The organism is Flavobacterium sp. RSP15 (assembly GCF_003968755.1).
Classification (GTDB): domain Bacteria; phylum Bacteroidota; class Bacteroidia; order Flavobacteriales; family Flavobacteriaceae; genus Flavobacterium.
This window is the reverse complement of sequence record NZ_RYDL01000003.1, coordinates 160,184-178,116: the sequence shown is the minus strand read 5'-3', so window position 1 is coordinate 178,116 and position 17,933 is coordinate 160,184. Positions and strand designations below refer to the sequence as shown.

Sequence of the window (17,933 nt, the reverse complement as noted above, 5' to 3'; positions counted from 1 at the left end):
AATCGGTGAACGCGTTTTTTATTCTAAAAGAAGATGCTCCAGATTTGCATTTTCGGATAAATGATCCTCTATAACGTCATCTTCTAAAACTTCATTATCTGCTTTAATATTATTGATATCTTCGGTTTCTAATTCACTTATTAAATCATAAGGGTTTACATTCGATTGATCGGTTAAATAATTTTCCAGAGTGAGCGTGTCTATTTCGTTAGGGTTGTTTACTGACGGGCTTAAAACAGGAATCATCAGGGCTATTACTAAAATTGCAGCGACCAGTAGTATGCTGTTTTTTCTTTTTTGAAAAATAGAAATTACTTTTGGCTCCTCTATTGGTAATTGCTTCAACATTTTTGCTGAAAAATTTTCAAAATAATGGTCAGGGATCTTAAATCCAGTCTCAATTTTGGGCTCGTTTTCTAATTTAAATGTTTTCATACTATTCATTAGACAGTGGTATTGCAAAAAGGTTTAATTAGTAGATACAAATGCTTCTATTTTTTTTACAGCAAGGTGATAGGAAGCTTTTAATCCTCCAACTGAGGTGCCTAAAATAAGAGATATTTCCTCGTATTTTAGTTCTTCAAAATATTTCATTTTAAAAACTAACTGTTGTTTTTCAGGTAATAAAGCAATTGCTTTTTGTAATTTTAGTTGAATGTCGTTTCCATCAAAAAATACATCTGCTTCGAGATTATCAATAGTTTTACGTTGTAAAATTACAGACGATACCGTATTGATTTTTGATTTTTGTTTCAAAAAAGTCAATGCTTCATTAGTAGCAATACGGTACATCCAAGAGAAGAGTTTACTGTCTCCTTTAAAATTCTTTAAATTTTGAAATATTTTGATAAAAGTATTTTGCAAAATATCATCCGCATCATCGTGATTTAAAACAATGTTACGAATGTGATTGTATAAGGGTCTTTGATACTCTTGTAACAACTGCTGAAACGCTTGATTTTGTGTTTTCGAGTTCAACAAGTTATTTATATATTCCTGTTCGTCTTGCAAATTTTTTATTTATGAATTTAGAATACTCTTTATCAAAAAGGTTTAATTCGGTAGAAAGATAATATTAAAATTCAGATTGTTCTTCTTCCTTTTTTTGTACAGGTTCCGGTGTTTTTGCCGCTGTAGATTTAAGGATTTCTGCTGGAACAAAGACTTTAGCAGGAATTACTTTTGGTTTTATTGGAAAGTAAATATCAGTAATCCACTTTGATGGATTTTTTATTTCCGTTTTTCCGATGGTATAGTTCTCTAGGTGTGAAAATTTAGTGTCAATGCTTATTTTGTTAGCATTGCTGTACGCTGTTGTTTTATCTAGCGCTTTTTTTATGTGTGAATAATCACCGGTTAAGGTTGTTTTCAAGGCTTCGAAAGGTTCGAGTTTACCGGATAAAATATCACTGCCTGAACTGGTTAAAATTTGATTTTTTATAGGGATACAAAAAGACAATCTACTCAATCCATTTACTGGATCGTAAGTGTGATAAATAATAAAAGGCTTTCCATTCAATTCTATATTGTTTTGCTCACAAAAAAGAATGATTTTTGGAAAAACGATACGGGCATTTTTAGTGACATTTGAAATTTTGCTTGTAAAAGTTTGGTACAAATAAAAAGTTGCTAGTTTTTTTACCACACCTTTTACCTTTATTTGATGGGTATTTATCTCGTAAACTAGTGTTTTGTCCAGATTAGCCAAGCTTTTTTCCTGCATGGCACCTATAACTGTATCGATACCGCCGTTTAAAGCAGCAGTGATCTTCATAACGAAACTCATTTTTCCGGTGGTTTTCCAGGTGACCTTTGTTCCGCCAACCGTGTCTTTTAAACTCAAGAAAACGGATGAATCACCTCCGTTGTAATTCATTTTTTGAGAAATACTTTCATTTTCTTTTACAAAAACCGTTTGCATATTCCCTGTGACTTCTTTTCCTTCCCAAGTGAAGGAAGCTCCCTTTCCTACAGTGTTTTTAGGATAGGTGATTATAATTTCAGGATCTTCAACCATCCAGGCGCCAAAATCCTGCCAATTTTTATAATCATTAACAAAATTAAATACCGTAGATTTAGGAGAATTAATAATATGACTTCTTTGCACAGTGAATTCCCCTTTTTGTGTAGCTACAAAAATGGATAAAGCCACTAAACTAAGCAGCAGTAAAAGAAATAAATATTTTATAATCCTCATGATATCTAATTGTATTAATTTTTGTAAAGTTAAAAATTTAATTTACAAGTCGCCAAAAGTGTTAAATAAAAAAACGCGACTTGAATATTTTAATTGAATAGTTATTTTACGAAAGGAATACTATGGAAGAAGGAGTTCTAGAATAAAATTTATAAGGGAAATGTTCAGGCAGGACTATTTGGCACCTTGCACTAGTTAGCAATTAGGATTTGTTTTTAAATAAGAAAGGAACAAACTAAAAAAGTCCTCTTTGAAGAAGACATTTTTAAAAAAACTAACGTTTGAAAAACACTTTTATCAAAAATAAAATGCCAATAAACACTCCAAAACCAATTAAAATTTTATAATTTCCTTTATAAAATTTTCGGTGTAACGCTAAATCTTTTCGGTAGGCGTAAATCATTGCAATACTGAATGCAATAAAAAAAAAGCCTGCAAAAATGAATTGTCCCTGACTAAACATACTTTATATTATTTTTGACAAATTTAGCTATTTGTTTAATAATAGTTTGCTTATTTGTATTTTCATTTAATAAAATTTAAATTATGCAAAAACAAATTAATGCCGTCAAAGAATTCCATACCGCTTTCAAAATTGGGCATAGCGAAACTCCAATAGCCGGCTTAGCTGAAACCAAACATATCCTTCGTTTCAATTTGATGAAAGAAGAGAATGAAGAATATTTAGAGGCTGTTCAGAATAATGATTTAATAGAAATTGCCGATGCATTAGGCGATATGATGTACATTTTATGTGGAACGATTATTGAGCATGGGCTGCAAGACAAAATAGAAGCCGTTTTCGATGAAATTCAACGTAGTAATATGAGTAAGTTAGGTCAGGATGGGGAGCCTATTTACCGTGAAGATGGTAAGGTCATGAAAGGACCAAATTATTTCAAGCCTGATTTCTCTAAAATAATTGGGAAATAGCGGTAGAAATTTCACTAATATTTTGATGATGTATGCTATGATATAAAAAAGCGATTTTCACACTGAAAATCGCTTTTTTTTAATTTTTAAATCTTTGAATTATACTTTAACAGTCCAGCCAAAAGGATCCGCATCTAATTTATTTTGGATATTTTCTAATTTAGTTTTCAGTTGCAAAGCCATTGTGTTTTCAATTTTTGGCAATTCATGATATACATCCTGATAAGAGAATCCAGAAATGGGGCTTACCACAGCAGCTGTTCCGGCCCCAAAAATTTCTTTTAAAGTTCCGTTTTTAGAAGCCTCAACAAGTTCTGACACTAAAACTGAACGAATCTCTACAGTTATACCTTCACTTTTTGCTAAATCAATCAGTGTTTTTCGAGTAACACCATCAAGTATTCTTTCACTTACAGGAGCCGTTAATAATGTGTCATTTATTCTAAAAAACACATTCATAGTACCGGCTTCTTCTAATTTTGTGTGTGTGGCATCATCAGTCCAGATTATTTGTTGAAAACCTTCTTTATTCGCTAAAGTAGTTGGATAAAATTGGGCTGCATAATTTCCGGCTGCCTTAGCAGCTCCTATTCCACCATTAGCCGCTCTGCTGTAATGCTCCGCAATTATTACTTTTACATCACCTGAATAATAAGAGGAAACAGGCGATAAAATAATCATGAACTTATATTCATTTGATGGGTTTGCAATTACTCCGGTACCTGTTGCAATCATAAAGGGTCTGATATATAAGGCATTTCCTTTTCCTTTTTTTATCCATGCTTCGTCTAATCGCAGCAATTGATTTAAACCATTCAGGAATATATCTTCTGGAACTTCCGGCATAGCCATCCTAACAGCCGAGGTGTTGAAACGGATATAGTTTTGATCGGGTCTAAAAAGCCAAACGTCATTATTCTCATCTTTGTACGCTTTCATGCCTTCAAAAATAGCTTGACCATAATGAAAAACTCTGGATGATGGATCTAACAATAAAGGCGCATAAGGCTTAATGACTGGTTGCTGCCATTCCCCATTTTTAAAATCACATTCAAATAAATGATCTGAAAAAACAGATCCAAAGCTTAAATTTTTAAAATCAACTTCATTTATTTTTGAAGTGGGTGCATTAATTATTTCAATTTTGCTACTTTGAGTTGTACTCATGATAATGTATTGTTTGGTTTTATATGTTACTACAATTGGGAATTAAAATCTTGATTATGCAAAAAGAACTTTAATAATTGCAAAATTAAATAAAAATCACTAAAATACTTGACAAAACACCATTAATTATAGTCTTTATGTACGATTTATTTATTTTTGAAAAAACAGAAAAAATCAGCATTAATTTTATGAGATTTGCATAATAAATGTACTTTATTTAAGACAATCATTTTAGTTTTGATTAAATTTGGTCTGCCCTTATAATTATAAAACTTCAAATAACCTCAAATAACAATTTTGAAAAGAGAAATAATACAAACACTTGATGGTTCCACAACCATACGAATAGAGGAATGGGATGAGTGCTACCATTCTAAACATGGCGCCATTCAGGAAGCGCAGCATGTCTTTATTAAAAACGGACTTTCCTTATTTCAAAATAAAGCAGTTTCTATTTTAGAAATTGGTTTTGGTACCGGATTGAATACTTTTATTACCTTATTAGAAGCAAAAAAAATGAATCAGTCTATCGATTACGTTGGCGTTGAGGCATATCCTATTTCTTCTGATGAAGTTTCATGTATGAATTATGTTACAGAGTTGAATGCTACTCAAGAAAGCGACATTTTTATAGCAATGCATAAAAGCGTCTGGGGAGAGAAAATAGCGCTAAGGAATGATTTTTTGTTGACTAAAAGAAAGCAGTTTTTTGAAGAAATTGACGACAATAACACATTTGATTTGATTTACTTTGATGCTTTTGGTTACAGAGTGCAACCTGAATTATGGAGTACGGATATTTTTAAAAGAATGCATACAGCACTCAAAAGTAAAGGCGTTTTAGTGACTTATGCTGCCAGAGGAGTTGTAAAAAGAAGCATGTTAGAAGTAGGTTTTACGGTTGAAAAATTAGCAGGGCCACCAGGAAAAAGAGAAATGTTCAGAGCTACTAAAAAATAAATATTAGTTAAGTAGCTTATTATCAATAATTTATTATATTTTTGGTCTAAAGTAGTACAAAAACTAAAAAAACTAAAAACTACGTTAAATAACTATGTTTTAGTTGTAAAAAATGTATTTTTACAACACTTTCAATTAAAATCTAACCTAAAATCTTCATTAATTATGTCGAAAATCATGTATGATTATACTAAATCAGTTTTAGAAAGAGTAAGCTTTGATGTTATGCTTTTTAGCAAAGAATTAGAAAAAGCTATTAAGACATTATTGCCCTATGAAATGGATCAATTACGAGAGTGGTTATTAAATTTCACTATTGGTAAACCGGAATTAAAGCACTGTTTATTAATAGTAAATTCATAGTAAAAAAGGAACCATAAGCGGTTCCTTTTTTTATTTTTTTGCGATGGGACTTATTATCTGAACATTTTGAAAAACAATTGCTCCTTTTACAACTCCTGTTATGGTAGTGCGAAGTGCATCTATTATTTGAATTTTTAATTCGCTTTTAGGAAAAATCAAACTGACTTCTCGTGCGGGCTTAGGTTCTTTAAAATGACGAAGTTTTAGCTTGTCTTTTTCTTTTAAATCTAAGGTATGCAAATAGGGAAGTAACGTTGTTCCCAGACCTTCATCAGCTAATTTTATCAAGGTTTCAAAACTTCCACTTTGTATTTGAAAATGATCGATTTCGTTTTTACCGGCACTCTTACATAAGTTTAAAATTCCTTCTCTAAAACAATGTCCGTCTTGTAATAATAAAATTTCATCCAAGTTTAAATCTGAAACTTCTATTTCTTCTTTTTGAAAAGTATGGTGGTTTTCAGGAATGTACGCAACAAAAGGTTCGTAGTACAAGACTATTTCTTTGATTTTTTCTTCCATCAAAGGAGTTGCGGCAATGGCTGCGTCCAGATGTCCATTATTGAGTTTAATAATAATTTCTTCGGTATTTAACTCCTCAATGACGAGTTTTACTTTTGGATATTTTTTTATAAAATTATTTAAAAACATTGGCAGTAAAGTAGGCATAATTGTAGGAATAATGCCTAATCTAAATTCACCGCCAATAAAACCTTTTTGTTGTTCCACAATGTCTTGAATTCTATCAGCTTCATTGACTATGTTTTTTGCCTGATTTACAATTTTATGTCCAATATCTGTGAGCTGGATTGGTTTTTTGGTACGGTCAAATATTTGAATATTTAATTCTTCTTCTATTTTTTGAATTTGCATACTCAGTGTCGGCTGAGTAACAAAACATTTTTCTGCAGCAAGAGTGAAATTCTTGTGTTCAGCTACCGCAAGTACGTATTTTAATTGAGTAATAGTCATGATTATAATTATATCTGATACAAATTTAATAAAACAATAACTTTTTATTATGGTGTTTTTCGTTAATCTTGCACTAAATTTGTTTTGTAACGTAAATAAATATAAAACAACAATAATATGAAAACAAATATTTTAGGTTTACCGGTAAAAGAGTCAGAATTAATAGCAACTGAACTAAATGTTTTGTTAGCGAATTTTCAAGTGTATTATCAAAATTTAAGAGGAATTCATTGGAATATTAGAGGAAAGCGTTTTTTTGATTTACATGTGAAATTTGAGCAATTGTACACGGATTCTCAAATTAAAATTGATTTAATTGCTGAAAGAGTTCTGACCGTTGGTGGAACGCCACTTCATACGTTTGAAGACTATATAAAAAACAATCAATTGGTAGTTGGTAAAAATATTTCAAATGATGAAAAAGCAGTGCATTTAATTGTTACATCATTATCTCATTTATTAAAAATTGAACGCGTAATTCTTGACAAATCGGGACAAATTAACGATGAAGGTACCAATGCAATGATGAGTGATTTCATTTCAGAACAAGAAAAGACAATTTGGATGATGCAGGCTTGGCTCGAAGAAAGTTTGTAATACTTAGTTTTAAGAATATAGCCAGATAAAAATGCATCATTTTTATCTGGTTTTTTTTTGAATGTTAATTTTTTTAAAAAATAAATATAAACTGTTACTTTTATTTTAAACTAAATTCTATTTTTGCGGGAATGAAAATGATATCTAAAATATTTTTGCTTCTATTTTTAGCTTTCCTTATTATCCCAACTATTGTTATGGTGATTGAGAAAAGTTCAGATATCTCTGTTTTCTATAGTGTTTCTGAAGAAGAAAATATCCATAAACAAATTAAAGTACTATTTAGTTCTGAATCTTCTTGGGAAATAATTACTACTAAAAAATTATCCTCTAATACTATTCTTTCTGAAAATTTATCAAAGCACGATAATATTATCTTTTCCATATTTATACTACCACCGAAATACGTTTAATACATTTTAGAATTTTTGTTTTTTTAAATCGATTTTCACTTATATAAAGTAGAAAATTCTTTGTATTTAATCTTAAGTACGGTATTATGACCAAAAAAATTAATCTTTTTGCCACCCTCAAATCTGATTTTGCATCAGGATTAGTGGTTTTTTTAGTGGCTCTGCCCTTGTGTATGGGTATTGCAATGGCTTCGGGTGCTCCATTATTTTCAGGAATTATTTCAGGAATTGTTGGAGGAATTGTCGTTGGGTATTTAAGCACATCGCACATCAGTGTTTCAGGCCCTGCAGCAGGTCTTACCGCAATTGTTCTTACCGCAATAACGGATTTAGGTGCATTTGATGTTTTTTTGACGGCTGTTTTTATTGCAGGTATAATACAATTAGTTCTAGGATTTCTTAAAGCAGGAAGTATATCTAATTATTTTCCAACAAATGTCATCGAAGGAATGTTGGCCGGTATTGGGATTATAATTATTTTGAAACAATTGCCTCATGCCTTTGGATACGATAGCGATTTTGAAGGCGATTTAGCTTTTATGCAAAAGGACGGAAGTAATACATTTTCAACCTTATTAAACATTTTTGATTATATTCAGGTTGGATCTGTAATTATCACTTTAACTTCTGTAGCGGTATTGATTTCCTGGAATAAAGTCCCTTTTTTGAAGGATTTAAAATTAATTCCAGGCGCATTGGTTGCTGTAGTTTTAGGTGTTGTTTTGAATGAGATTTTCATCACAATAGGAAGTCCGTGGGCTATAACTAACGAACATTTAGTTTCTTTACCGGTTCCTACCAGTCTGGAGGAATTTAAGACGATTATAGTTACTCCAAATTTTTCTGTAATTTCGAATCCAAAAGTTTGGATAGTAGCCTTCACTATTGCAATAGTTGCCTCGATAGAAACGTTATTGAGTATTGAAGCAGCAGATAGAATGGATATTCAAAGGCGTTATACGCAAACTAATATTGAATTGAAAGCACAAGGTGTTGGAAATGTCATAAGCTCACTTTTAGGAGGTCTACCCTTGACCTCGGTAATTGTGCGTACCTCGGCAAATTCTAATTCAGGTGCTAAATCAAAGATGTCTACTATGATTCATGGGGTATTATTATTAGTGAGTGTACTTGTAATCCCTGTTATCCTGAATAAAATTCCATTGGCTACATTAGCTGCAATTTTAATTTTGGTTGGTTACAAGTTAGCTAAACCAGCCACTTTCAAACATTTTTTGGAGAAAGGGAAATATCAATTTGTTCCTTTTATTGCGACTCTATTAGCCGTTGTTTTTACGGATTTATTAAAAGGGGTGGCATTAGGAATTGCCATCAGTGTTATTTTTGTTTTAAAAGGAAACCTGAAAAGAGCTTACAGTTTTAGAAAAGAAGAATATGAAGATGGTGATGTTATCCACATTGATCTGGCGCAGGAAGTTTCTTTTTTGAACAAAGCAGCCATTAAATACACTTTAAACGAGATTCCTGAAAATTCTAAAGTAATAATTGATGCCAAAGACACCGTGTATATAGCGCATGACATTTTAGATTTGATATATGAGTTCAAAACAACAAGAGCTATAGATCATAATATAAAAGTCAAACTCAAAGGATTTAAAAAAGCCTATGATTTAGAAAATACTCAAGAAACCAAAAACCATGTAACTATTGAGCATTATTATGATGCAGCAAAAAGGGTAATGGTTAAACGAGAGGTGCCTGACGAAGAATTCGGTAAAGAATAAAAATTAATTTCGCACTAATAAATTTAAAAATGAGTCCTTTACAAAGCATTAATTTGTAACTAAGTAAGGATATAAACAAAATAAGTACACAACGATTATGAGTGATTTTTATAAAAAAATACTGGAAAATAATAAAAAATGGGTAGAAACATCTTTGGCTTCTGATCCTAATTATTTTGAAGACTTGGCCAAAGGACAAACACCACCCTTATTATGGATAGGTTGTTCTGATAGCAGGGTTCCTGCAAATGAAATTGTAGGAGCTAAACCAGGCGAAGTTTTTGTTCATAGAAATATTGCTAATATGGTGGTTCATTCAGATATGAATATGTTGAGTGTACTGGATTATGCAGTAAATGTATTGAAAGTGAAACATGTACTGGTATGCGGTCATTATGGTTGCGGCGGTGTCAAGGCAGCGATGGGTAATGATTCTATAGGTATCATTGACAACTGGATTCGTCACATAAAAGATGTCTATCGTTTGCACAGTGCCTACTTAGATTCTATTTTAGATGAAACAGAGCGATTCAACACTTTTGTAGAATTGAATGTTAAAGAACAAGTTTTTGATTTGGCTAAAACTTCAATTGTTCAGGCAGCATGGCGAAATGGTCAGGACTTAACCTTACACGGATGGGCTTATGGTCTTAATTCCGGTTTTGTAACGGATTTAGAGGTAAATATCAGTTCCGAAAAAGATTTGGATGAAGTCTATCAGTTGAAATTTTAATCCCCCAAATTTGTACTAAATTAAAGCCGCTTTTAGTGGCTTTTTTTATTCGCTATCAAGATTTTCGTTAAAAGCGGAGGGTAGTAATTGAGGTATAAATTTAATTAAAATAGGCAGCAATAAGCTACCGCCGGGAAGAAGAAAGATAGTCAATGACGGAATGGTTTTACAAATTTCCAATAGTTGTTTCTTTACTTTTTTCTTCTCTTTCTCGTCTAAATCACGGCGAGTAGAGTAGGCTAATAGTACCATTAACTCCTTGCTTTGTGCGATTTCCTTTGACAATCTATTCTTATTACGACTAATAAGAGTAACCACACTTTGAGTCGTTTGATCATAAAAATGTTTTACTGGATTTGAATAATTAAAATAAGGAATTTCCTTTTTATGTTTTGTAATAAAGGCATTCGTACTGCGGATACTTTCATCCGAAAAACCATCCGGAATCGAAACCGTTTTAGCAAGTGAATGCAAAAAATAAGCCTCATTATCTTCAATTTCTCCATCACTCCATAAAGCCATTCCTGCAAGATCTATCAAATAGTATTTTTCTAAGTCGTTTGAAAAATAATCCAGTTCAAGTGTCTCTAAGTTTTGTACTGATACCTTAGAAAATTTACTATAGCGAATAGAAGCTTCAAAAAGCTTGATTAATAAATCATCATATTGAGATTTTTTTGTTTTAATTTTTAAAGCAAGTGTGACTACATTTACAATAGTTTCCTCGATCTTTTTTAAATACTTTTCTGGAATTTCACCATGAATTAAGTATTGACGAAAGGCCAAAACATCAATAAATAATAAGGCATTAGTGACTAGGTGGGAAAAATTTTTACTGATGATGCTATCATTTGTTTGAACACGCTCATCAATTATTTTTTCTAAAGTTAAAGCAGGAGAATTCTTTGGGAGTATTTTTTTAAATAGGTTAAAGCCTTGCGGATTCATTTGATTGTAAAAAGTAACTGCTTTTTTAATAAAATTATCAGGGCTGATATCTTCATTTGTTAAACAAAAAATTGCAAACAAAGTATTTAAAAGTGCGACTTTTGAAATCTCTTCTTTGAACCAACCCTTAGTTTCAATAGGTGCTACAGTTTCAAATGCAATGATATGTCCATATATAAAACCTGTTTCTCTAACTTTTTGATAAAATGTATCGGTAGTTTTTGAAACTGTTTCTTTTGAAAACTTTTGTTCAATAAAAAATTTATCTATCCAACCTGATGCTGAAGGGTTAATCATTGCTTTAATTTGAAGATACAAAGCTATACTTTTTTTCGTAATTTTAACTTCTGTTTTTTAGTTTAACACAGATATTACTTTTAATTAGTATTGGTTTTTTTAATATTGAACAGTCCGGATTTCTAACGTATAATTATTAAAAAATCAAGTCTCAAGGATCCTTTTTTTTAAATAAAAAACCCTGAATCCTTCTTTCAAATTCAGGGCTTTTATTATTTTTAAGAATTAAATAAATTTTCGGCGGCATCCCAATCGACTACATTCCAAAAGGAGTTTATATAATCAGCTCTTCGGTTTTGATTTTTAAGATAATACGCATGTTCCCAGACATCTAAAGCTAAAACGGGTTTCCCTTTAAGTCCCTTCCCTCGTAATCGCATCAAAGGATTGTCTTGGTTTGCCGTAGAGCCTATTACTAATTTTCCGTCTTGCACTACTAACCAAGCCCAACCGGAACCAAATCGTTTCATAGATGCATCACTGAATTGTTTCTTGAATTCATCAAAAGAACCAAAAGTTGTGGTTATGGCTGCTGCCAATTTACCTTTTGGAGTACCGCCACCATTAGGTTTCATCAAACTCCAAAACAAGCTGTGATTGTAATGTCCGCCTCCGTTATTCCGAATGGCTTCTGGGAATTTAGACATTTTTTCAAAGATACTTTCTAAAGATTTCGAATAATCAATTAAGTTTTTATCCAAAGTATCAATGGCTTTATTCAAATTTGTCACATAAGCTTGATGGTGTTTACTATAGTGAATTTCCATTGTAGCTTTGTCAATATGAGGCTCTAATCCGTGATAACTGTAACCTAATTTAGGAAGACTGTAGGTTCCAGGAGTATCTGTTACAGCTGCTTCGTAGGGTAGATCGTCAATTTGCAGTACTGGTTGGGCAGCAAATGCAGCATTGAATAAACCAGATCCAATAATTGTACCTGTAGACAATAGGGCTGTTTTTTTTAAAAAATTTCTTCGTGTATTATTTTCCATAATTTATCTGTTTGTCTTAAATAAGCGATTAAATATTTGTATAAAAATAATCATTAATAGATCGGCATGGGTTAATAAAGACTTAAAATTTGATTTGTTTTACCTACAATGATTTTTTAATAGCTGTTTTTTTATGGGAATTATATAAATTTCATTTTGAATTGACATCCAATATCTTTGTAATTTTGAAAGCATCAGTTTTGATATAATGATCAGGTTTTACTTTTTTGGATTAATAAATGAGAATATAACAGTGAATTTTTCTTTTTTCAAAGAGAATAAAAATAACTTTAAGATGAAGCATAAAAAATTAGCCCAGACTAGTTGGGGATTATTAAAACGCACCTATCAAGAATTTGATGATGATAATGCCATTAAATTAAGTGCATCATTGTCGTATTACACTATATTTTCACTTCCGCCATTGTTGATTATTATAATGTCGATTTTTAGTTTTTTCTTTGGTAGAGAAGCCGTTACGGGACGGTTTTTTAGCCAGATTAATGGAATGGTTGGGAACGAAGCTGCAATTCAAATACAAGAAACTATTAAGAACATTGAATTGTCTAACAGCAACACATTTGCAGCTGTTTTTGGTGGAATCATGCTCCTGATTGGTGCCTCGGGTGTTTTTGCCGAAATACAAAGTTCGATCAATTATATTTGGGGTTTAAAAGCAAAACCGAATAAAGGGATTTTGAAATTTATTACAAACAGACTTATGTCATTTTCTATGATTGCTTCTGTTGGTTTTTTATTAATGGTCAGCTTGATGGTTAATACAGTGATGGATGTGATAAATACCAGATTACTTATTTATTTTCCTGACACAACAGTTTATCTATTTTATGTTTTTAATATTTTAATATTATTCGCAACTACAGCGATGTTATTTGCTATTATATTCAAGACTTTGCCTGATGGAAACATTGCTTGGAAAGATGCCTTAGTAGGATCCAGTTTTACTTCTTTTTTCTTTATGTTTGGCAAATTTGCCATTGGTTTTTATTTAGGAAGTTCTACCGTTGCCACGGTTTATGGTGCCGCGGGTTCTGTAATAATTATTTTGATTTGGGTGTATTATTCGGCCATTATTTTATATTTTGGTGCTGAATTTACTAAAGTATATGCCAATGCTCATGGAAAAAAAATCATACCAAATGCTTATTCTGTTGCAATTAAGGTCGAGGTTGTGGAGCTAGAAAACTAGTGCAATGTTTTTTATTACCCGTAGGTAATCTTCCCGAAATCTATTGGTGTAGGTCCGTTGAGTACCAAATCGTATCGAAAAGCTTTTTTGTGACTAAACAAAAAATAGTTGATCGAAGTCCTCAATAAATATTCCCATTGGGTTGAATATCTTTGAAGAAAGGGGATGTCTTTCTATTTAAAAAGACCAAAAGAGAATTACATCAGATTCTAGAATGATTGAACATTTAAACGTATAGGGTTACGTTTTTTTATGACGATAGTTCATTTCATTGGTTCGATTTACAGTTTTAGAGTTATTAAAACGACTTTTTTTTAGCAATAAAAACATACATTGTGTGTTTTTTGACTTTTATTAGTATGAAATTCTCTAAAATTAATTGATCTTTTTATTTTTAGGGGCTTAACCTTCTATTTTGACTACTTTTGTACATTAATATTTTACTTTTTTAAGACTGCTTCTGATCAAACAGGTTGATTCTGATTGAAGACCTTTAATCATCTACTTATTCAAGTTTTTTTTACAATACCTGCAATGGTATTTATCCAATAGTGTTTACAATGATTTTGTTTGCAATTATTTGCACAATAATAGATGATCAGTGATTAAAAAAAATTACTGCATTCATCGTAAAAGCATTCTATTACTTTATACACTGTTAATTAACTTTTTTAATAAATATATGTTAGAAAAAATTACTCATTTACAATTATCGAAAACTCTTTATCTTTCGATTTTAACAATTCTATTTGCATTTCCTACAATGGCTCAGGACAAACCAGAACTCGAAATTGGCGGAGCATTGCGTTTCAATTATAATTTGTCCTCTTGGAAAGAGGGTCAGAAAAAACGCGGAGGCGATTTTGGATATGATATGTTCAGAATAAATGCAAAAGGTGCTTACAAGGGAATATTTTTTGATGCCGAATACAGGCTGTATTCGGAAGAGTTTGGTGGTGGATTCCTAAAACAGGGTTGGCTTGGTTACAATTTTACTGAACAGGATCAAATTCAAGTTGGGTTAACACAAGTGCCTTTCGGTATTCAACAATACAATTCAAACAACTGGTTTTTCAATATGACATATTATGTCGGGTTGGAAGATGACCATGATATGGGTGTTAAGTACATGCATACAGGAGAAAAATTCGAATATCAACTAGCATTTTTCAAAAACGCGGAAGAATATAGCTTTGGAAGTAATTCAGAAGTTTCTCCAAGCCGATATGCTTATGATATCGCCGGTAGAAACAAGGAAGTAAATCAATTTAACGGAAAAATTATTTACAAATTTGGAAAAGAAACCGCAAGTAGATTTGGTCTTTCCCTACAATACGGCGGCTTATATAATCTTGATACCGAAGAAGTGGGAGATCATAGTGCATTTGCTGTACATTATGAAATTACTAAGGGGAAATGGAATGGAAAAGCTCAATTTATAACAGCATCACATAATCCTGAGAATACTGAAGGGGAGTCTAGAGATGTAGTTACAATGGCTGCGTATGGAGCGCCTTATGAAGTTGCGGCTGATTTTAATATGTACACTTTAGGAATATCAAGAAATGTTCCTGTAGCATTAGGACCTATTTCAAATTTACAGTTTTATAATGATTTTTCCTATATGGAGAAAAAAGCCGAAGGATTTACAGATTCATATATGAATGTAACTGGAGTTTTAATCTCTGCGGGTAGTGTATACACATATATTGATTACGCTGCAGGATATAATCATTCTTGGCTTGGTGGTAATTTTGTAGATGATTTTGCTAAAGGAAACCCTGATGCTAAGTGGGAAGCAAGATTTAATATTAATGTAGGCTACTATTTTTAGGTTTAAAAATAATGCAGAGAGTGCTAAAAAAAATAAATTAAATTAAAAACAATATGTTTTATGGCTAAGAAAATTATACGGAGTGATGAGAGAAAATCCATTTTTGGGTTAGAAGTGAATGGTCCTGTGTTTTTTACATCAGCGATTATCGTCATCATCGTCACAACATTAACCCTTATGTTTAAAGCAGGGGCTGAACATATTTTTACAGCGACCCAGGAGTTTGTTGCAAATAAGGCAGGTTGGTTTTTCATATTAAGCATAAATATTTTTCTGATATTTATGATTTATCTGGCATTTAGTAAATTTGGCCATTTAAGGATTGGAGGACAAAATGCGAAACCTGAATTTAAAACACTTTCTTGGTTTGCAATGTTATTTAGTGCGGGAATGGGAATTGGACTTTTGTTTTGGAGTATTTCAGAGCCAGTTTATCATTTTTTAAGTCCGCCAATGGCGAAAGGAGGAACCGCTGAAGCTGCTAAGGAAGCTATGAGCTTTACCTTTTTGCATTGGGGCTTTCATGCCTGGGCAGTTTATGCCTTGGTTGGATTATCCTTGGCATATTTCACCTATTCTCGGGGGCTTCCACTTACTATCAGATCAATTTTTTATCCTTATTTAGGAGATAGAATTTATGGTAAAATTGGGGATGCCATAGATATCTTCGCGGTACTTGCCACTTTATTTGGTCTAGCTACTTCATTAGGAATGGGAGTTCAACAAATTGCAGCAGGTTTAAATCATCTGTTTGATATAAATAGCGGAGTACAAACCCAAATTCTTCTAATTGCCGGTATAACCTTGATTGCTACCGTTTCCGTAGTTTTGGGAGTAGATAAAGGGGTGAGAGTTTTGAGTGAATGGAATATGATAGTAGCAGTCCTCTTTCTTGTAATTGTAGTGCTTTTAGGGCCTACAATCTTTATTTTTGAATCTTTCATACAAAATACAGGGAATTACTTATCCAGTTTCCTTGAAGTAGCCACTTGGACAGAAAGTTATACCGGTGGCAACTGGCAAAACGCTTGGACCATTTTTTACTGGGGATGGTGGATTGCTTGGTCTCCTTTTGTAGGAATGTTTATTGCACGTATTTCGAAAGGGCGTACAGTACGGGAATTTATTTTGGGTGTTTTATTAGTACCTTCTATAGTAACTTTTTTCTGGATCTCCGCTTTTGGAAGTACAGCCATACATAAAGCAATTCTTGGTGATAATACTATAGCAAATGCTGTGAATGATAATATTGCCACAGCCTTATTCGTGTTTTTGGAAGATTACCCTTTTGCTTTTATTCTTAATATTATTGCAATAATTTTAATTGCAGGATTCTTTATTACTTCTTCAGATTCGGGGTCTTTAGTGGTAGATAATTTAACCTCCGGAGGAAAAATAGACGCACCTGTAGGACAAAGAATCTTTTGGGCCTTGGCAGAAGGTGGAATTGCAGCAGTTCTTTTAATTGGTGGCGGATTGCAGGCACTTCAAACGGCTACTATTGTGACCGGACTGCCTTTTGCCTTGATTCTGATAGTCATGTGCTTCTCCCTCTATAAAGGTTTAGATGAAGATTTGAAGAAACTAAAAAAGCGCGAATCCCAAAAAGAACTTGAAAATTATGAAGAAATAGTTTCTGACATCGTTAATAAGCAAAATAATAAACAACAAAAAACCATTAAATAGCACTAATAATGACTGAAATAAAAAACATCTTGGTCGCCTTAGACCTCTCTGATATTGACAGTACTTTAATTGAATATGCCTCTTTTATTGCAGAAACTCTTAAGGTTAAAAAAGTGTATTTTGTTCATAATATCAAAAAGCATGAAATCTCTGAATTATTTGAAGAACAGTTAAAAGATATTAATCTTGATGAAATAATTGGTAATGAGTTAAATGAAAAGGTTGAGGAAAAATTCACCTCGTCAACAGATTGGGAAGTACTTATTTCAGAAGATCCTTATTCGGAATCTCTAATCAATTATATTGTTAATAAATATGAGATTCAGTTGGCTTTAATTGGAAATAAAAACAAGATCAAAGGAACTGGAGTCGTTAGTGGGAAATTATTACGTATGCTTAAATGCAATATTTTGTCTATCCCTAAAAATGCGAAACCGCTTATTACCAATATTTGGGCGGGAACAGATTTTTCTAGTGCTTCCAACAAAGTTTTTAAAGTGGCTGAAAATTTGCAAAAAACTTTGAAAACTACAGTAAAAGCAGTGCATGTTTATAATATACCTTTACAATTTTCGCCGTATATTCCAAAAGAACATCTGAATATAAAAATAGAGAATCATCTAAAAGAAAAATTCGATAAATTCATAAGAAAGGTTGGATACAAAGGGGACTTAACCACTGAAATTATTCCTGGAAAAGGTAGTGGGGTTGCAGAAAAACTACGTTCTAAAGCGGAAGCCTCGAAGGTTGATCTTATTATTGTTGGGGACAAAGGTAGAAACACATTCTCTTCTTTACTGGTAGGAAGCGTTACCGAAGAGCTTTTTAATCAAGATTTAGAAATGCCTTTATGGATCGTTAAGTAGTACTAATACGTCACATTTTA

The 17,933-nt window shown here is 32.1% G+C and carries 18 protein-coding genes; 10 read left to right on the top strand and 8 right to left on the bottom strand.

Features of this window, described 5'->3' with window-relative positions:
• Nucleotides 1-18: 18 nt before the first annotated feature.
• The 4 genes from EKM00_RS05265 to EKM00_RS14890 all read right to left on the bottom strand — a co-directional run bounded on the left by EKM00_RS05265 (nucleotide 19) and on the right by EKM00_RS14890 (nucleotide 2,660).
• Nucleotides 19-435 (bottom strand): hypothetical protein, encoded by a 417-nt coding sequence (locus EKM00_RS05265; RefSeq protein ID WP_126515492.1) that lies wholly within the window; start codon nucleotides 433-435, stop codon nucleotides 19-21.
• A gap of 33 nt (nucleotides 436-468) precedes the next feature.
• Nucleotides 469-1,011 (bottom strand): RNA polymerase sigma factor, encoded by a 543-nt coding sequence (locus tag EKM00_RS05260; RefSeq protein WP_126515491.1) that lies wholly within the window; start codon nucleotides 1,009-1,011, stop codon nucleotides 469-471.
• A 64-nt stretch (nucleotides 1,012-1,075) separates the two neighbouring features.
• On the bottom strand, nucleotides 1,076-2,197 hold the full coding sequence (locus EKM00_RS05255; protein ID WP_126515490.1) for an SRPBCC family protein: 1,122 nt from the start codon (nucleotides 2,195-2,197) through the stop codon (nucleotides 1,076-1,078).
• Between the two features lie 274 nt (nucleotides 2,198-2,471).
• Entirely contained in the window at nucleotides 2,472-2,660 is a 189-nt protein-coding gene (locus tag EKM00_RS14890; protein ID WP_126455618.1) for a hypothetical protein, read from the bottom strand.
• 83 nt (nucleotides 2,661-2,743) lie between these two features.
• Here EKM00_RS14890 and EKM00_RS05245 point away from each other — a divergent pair, with 83 nt between their 5' ends.
• The gene (locus tag EKM00_RS05245) at nucleotides 2,744-3,130 is read left to right on the top strand and encodes a nucleoside triphosphate pyrophosphohydrolase family protein (RefSeq protein ID WP_126455620.1); all 387 of its coding nucleotides are present in this window, start codon (nucleotides 2,744-2,746) and stop codon (nucleotides 3,128-3,130) included.
• Nucleotides 3,131-3,229: 99 nt separating this feature from the next.
• Here EKM00_RS05245 and EKM00_RS05240 read toward each other — a convergent pair whose 3' ends face one another.
• A complete protein-coding gene (locus EKM00_RS05240) occupies nucleotides 3,230-4,297 on the bottom strand; it encodes a branched-chain amino acid aminotransferase (RefSeq protein WP_126455621.1) in 1,068 nt (355 codons plus the stop codon).
• Between the two features lie 297 nt (nucleotides 4,298-4,594).
• Here EKM00_RS05240 and mnmD point away from each other — a divergent pair, with 297 nt between their 5' ends.
• Both mnmD and EKM00_RS05230 read left to right on the top strand, forming a co-directional pair.
• Nucleotides 4,595-5,257 carry a tRNA (5-methylaminomethyl-2-thiouridine)(34)-methyltransferase MnmD gene (gene mnmD / locus EKM00_RS05235; protein WP_126515489.1) on the top strand — a complete coding sequence of 221 codons (663 nt, stop codon included), beginning with the start codon at nucleotides 4,595-4,597 and terminating at the stop codon, nucleotides 5,255-5,257.
• Nucleotides 5,258-5,422: 165 nt separating this feature from the next.
• Nucleotides 5,423-5,620 (top strand): hypothetical protein, encoded by a 198-nt coding sequence (locus EKM00_RS05230; protein WP_126455626.1) that lies wholly within the window; start codon nucleotides 5,423-5,425, stop codon nucleotides 5,618-5,620.
• 30 nt (nucleotides 5,621-5,650) lie between these two features.
• Here the strand turns inward: EKM00_RS05230 and EKM00_RS05225 are convergent, their stop codons facing one another.
• Nucleotides 5,651-6,592, bottom strand: a complete 942-nt coding sequence (locus EKM00_RS05225) for a LysR substrate-binding domain-containing protein (RefSeq protein ID WP_126455628.1) — start codon at nucleotides 6,590-6,592, stop codon at nucleotides 5,651-5,653.
• A gap of 117 nt (nucleotides 6,593-6,709) precedes the next feature.
• Here EKM00_RS05225 and EKM00_RS05220 point away from each other — a divergent pair, with 117 nt between their 5' ends.
• The 3 genes from EKM00_RS05220 (at nucleotide 6,710) to can (ending at nucleotide 10,080) form a co-directional block, all read left to right on the top strand.
• A complete protein-coding gene (locus tag EKM00_RS05220) occupies nucleotides 6,710-7,189 on the top strand; it encodes a Dps family protein (RefSeq protein WP_126455630.1) in 480 nt (159 codons plus the stop codon).
• Nucleotides 7,190-7,688: 499 nt separating this feature from the next.
• Entirely contained in the window at nucleotides 7,689-9,347 is a 1,659-nt protein-coding gene (locus EKM00_RS05210; RefSeq protein WP_126515488.1) for a SulP family inorganic anion transporter, read from the top strand.
• Between the two features lie 97 nt (nucleotides 9,348-9,444).
• Nucleotides 9,445-10,080, top strand: coding sequence for a carbonate dehydratase (gene can / locus EKM00_RS05205; RefSeq protein WP_126455634.1), 636 nt, complete (start codon nucleotides 9,445-9,447; stop codon nucleotides 10,078-10,080).
• A gap of 45 nt (nucleotides 10,081-10,125) precedes the next feature.
• On the opposite strand, the gene EKM00_RS05200 is transcribed toward can, so the two are convergent.
• Nucleotides 10,126-11,325 carry an LETM1-related biofilm-associated protein gene (locus tag EKM00_RS05200; protein WP_126515487.1) on the bottom strand — a complete coding sequence of 400 codons (1,200 nt, stop codon included), beginning with the start codon at nucleotides 11,323-11,325 and terminating at the stop codon, nucleotides 10,126-10,128.
• A gap of 218 nt (nucleotides 11,326-11,543) precedes the next feature.
• Nucleotides 11,544-12,317, bottom strand: a complete 774-nt coding sequence (locus EKM00_RS05195; RefSeq protein WP_126515486.1) for a superoxide dismutase — start codon at nucleotides 12,315-12,317, stop codon at nucleotides 11,544-11,546.
• A 295-nt stretch (nucleotides 12,318-12,612) separates the two neighbouring features.
• On the opposite strand from EKM00_RS05195, the gene EKM00_RS05190 reads away from it, so the two are divergent.
• The 4 genes from EKM00_RS05190 (at nucleotide 12,613) to EKM00_RS05175 (ending at nucleotide 17,913) form a co-directional block, all read left to right on the top strand.
• On the top strand, nucleotides 12,613-13,527 hold the full coding sequence (locus EKM00_RS05190; RefSeq protein ID WP_126455639.1) for a YihY/virulence factor BrkB family protein: 915 nt from the start codon (nucleotides 12,613-12,615) through the stop codon (nucleotides 13,525-13,527).
• A 682-nt stretch (nucleotides 13,528-14,209) separates the two neighbouring features.
• The gene (locus EKM00_RS05185; RefSeq protein ID WP_126455641.1) at nucleotides 14,210-15,361 is read left to right on the top strand and encodes a hypothetical protein; all 1,152 of its coding nucleotides are present in this window, start codon (nucleotides 14,210-14,212) and stop codon (nucleotides 15,359-15,361) included.
• Nucleotides 15,362-15,421: 60 nt separating this feature from the next.
• Nucleotides 15,422-17,047, top strand: a complete 1,626-nt coding sequence (locus tag EKM00_RS05180) for a BCCT family transporter (protein ID WP_126455643.1) — start codon at nucleotides 15,422-15,424, stop codon at nucleotides 17,045-17,047.
• An 8-nt stretch (nucleotides 17,048-17,055) separates the two neighbouring features.
• Nucleotides 17,056-17,913, top strand: coding sequence for a universal stress protein (locus EKM00_RS05175; RefSeq protein WP_126515485.1), 858 nt, complete (start codon nucleotides 17,056-17,058; stop codon nucleotides 17,911-17,913).
• The last annotated feature ends 20 nt before the right edge of the window (nucleotides 17,914-17,933 follow it).

Bases quoted from the DNA above. Each gene is read 5' to 3' on its own strand.
- EKM00_RS05245 (WP_126455620.1), top strand. From the start codon at position 2,744: ATGCAAAAACAAATTAATGCCGTCAAAGAATTCCATACCGCTTTCAAA.
- EKM00_RS14890 (WP_126455618.1), bottom strand. From the start codon at position 2,660: ATGTTTAGTCAGGGACAATTCATTTTTGCAGGCTTTTTTTTTATTGCA.
- EKM00_RS05230 (WP_126455626.1), top strand. From the start codon at position 5,423: ATGTCGAAAATCATGTATGATTATACTAAATCAGTTTTAGAAAGAGTA.
- EKM00_RS05195 (WP_126515486.1), bottom strand. From the start codon at position 12,317: ATGGAAAATAATACACGAAGAAATTTTTTAAAAAAAACAGCCCTATTG.
- EKM00_RS05220 (WP_126455630.1), top strand. From the start codon at position 6,710: ATGAAAACAAATATTTTAGGTTTACCGGTAAAAGAGTCAGAATTAATA.
- EKM00_RS05240 (WP_126455621.1), bottom strand. From the start codon at position 4,297: ATGAGTACAACTCAAAGTAGCAAAATTGAAATAATTAATGCACCCACT.
- EKM00_RS05225 (WP_126455628.1), bottom strand. From the start codon at position 6,592: ATGACTATTACTCAATTAAAATACGTACTTGCGGTAGCTGAACACAAG.
- EKM00_RS05190 (WP_126455639.1), top strand. From the start codon at position 12,613: ATGAAGCATAAAAAATTAGCCCAGACTAGTTGGGGATTATTAAAACGC.
- EKM00_RS05255 (WP_126515490.1), bottom strand. From the start codon at position 2,197: ATGAGGATTATAAAATATTTATTTCTTTTACTGCTGCTTAGTTTAGTG.
- can (WP_126455634.1), top strand. From the start codon at position 9,445: ATGAGTGATTTTTATAAAAAAATACTGGAAAATAATAAAAAATGGGTA.
- EKM00_RS05185 (WP_126455641.1), top strand. From the start codon at position 14,210: ATGTTAGAAAAAATTACTCATTTACAATTATCGAAAACTCTTTATCTT.
- EKM00_RS05175 (WP_126515485.1), top strand. From the start codon at position 17,056: ATGACTGAAATAAAAAACATCTTGGTCGCCTTAGACCTCTCTGATATT.
- EKM00_RS05180 (WP_126455643.1), top strand. From the start codon at position 15,422: ATGGCTAAGAAAATTATACGGAGTGATGAGAGAAAATCCATTTTTGGG.
- EKM00_RS05265 (WP_126515492.1), bottom strand. From the start codon at position 435: ATGAAAACATTTAAATTAGAAAACGAGCCCAAAATTGAGACTGGATTT.
- EKM00_RS05200 (WP_126515487.1), bottom strand. From the start codon at position 11,325: ATGATTAACCCTTCAGCATCAGGTTGGATAGATAAATTTTTTATTGAA.
- EKM00_RS05210 (WP_126515488.1), top strand. From the start codon at position 7,689: ATGACCAAAAAAATTAATCTTTTTGCCACCCTCAAATCTGATTTTGCA.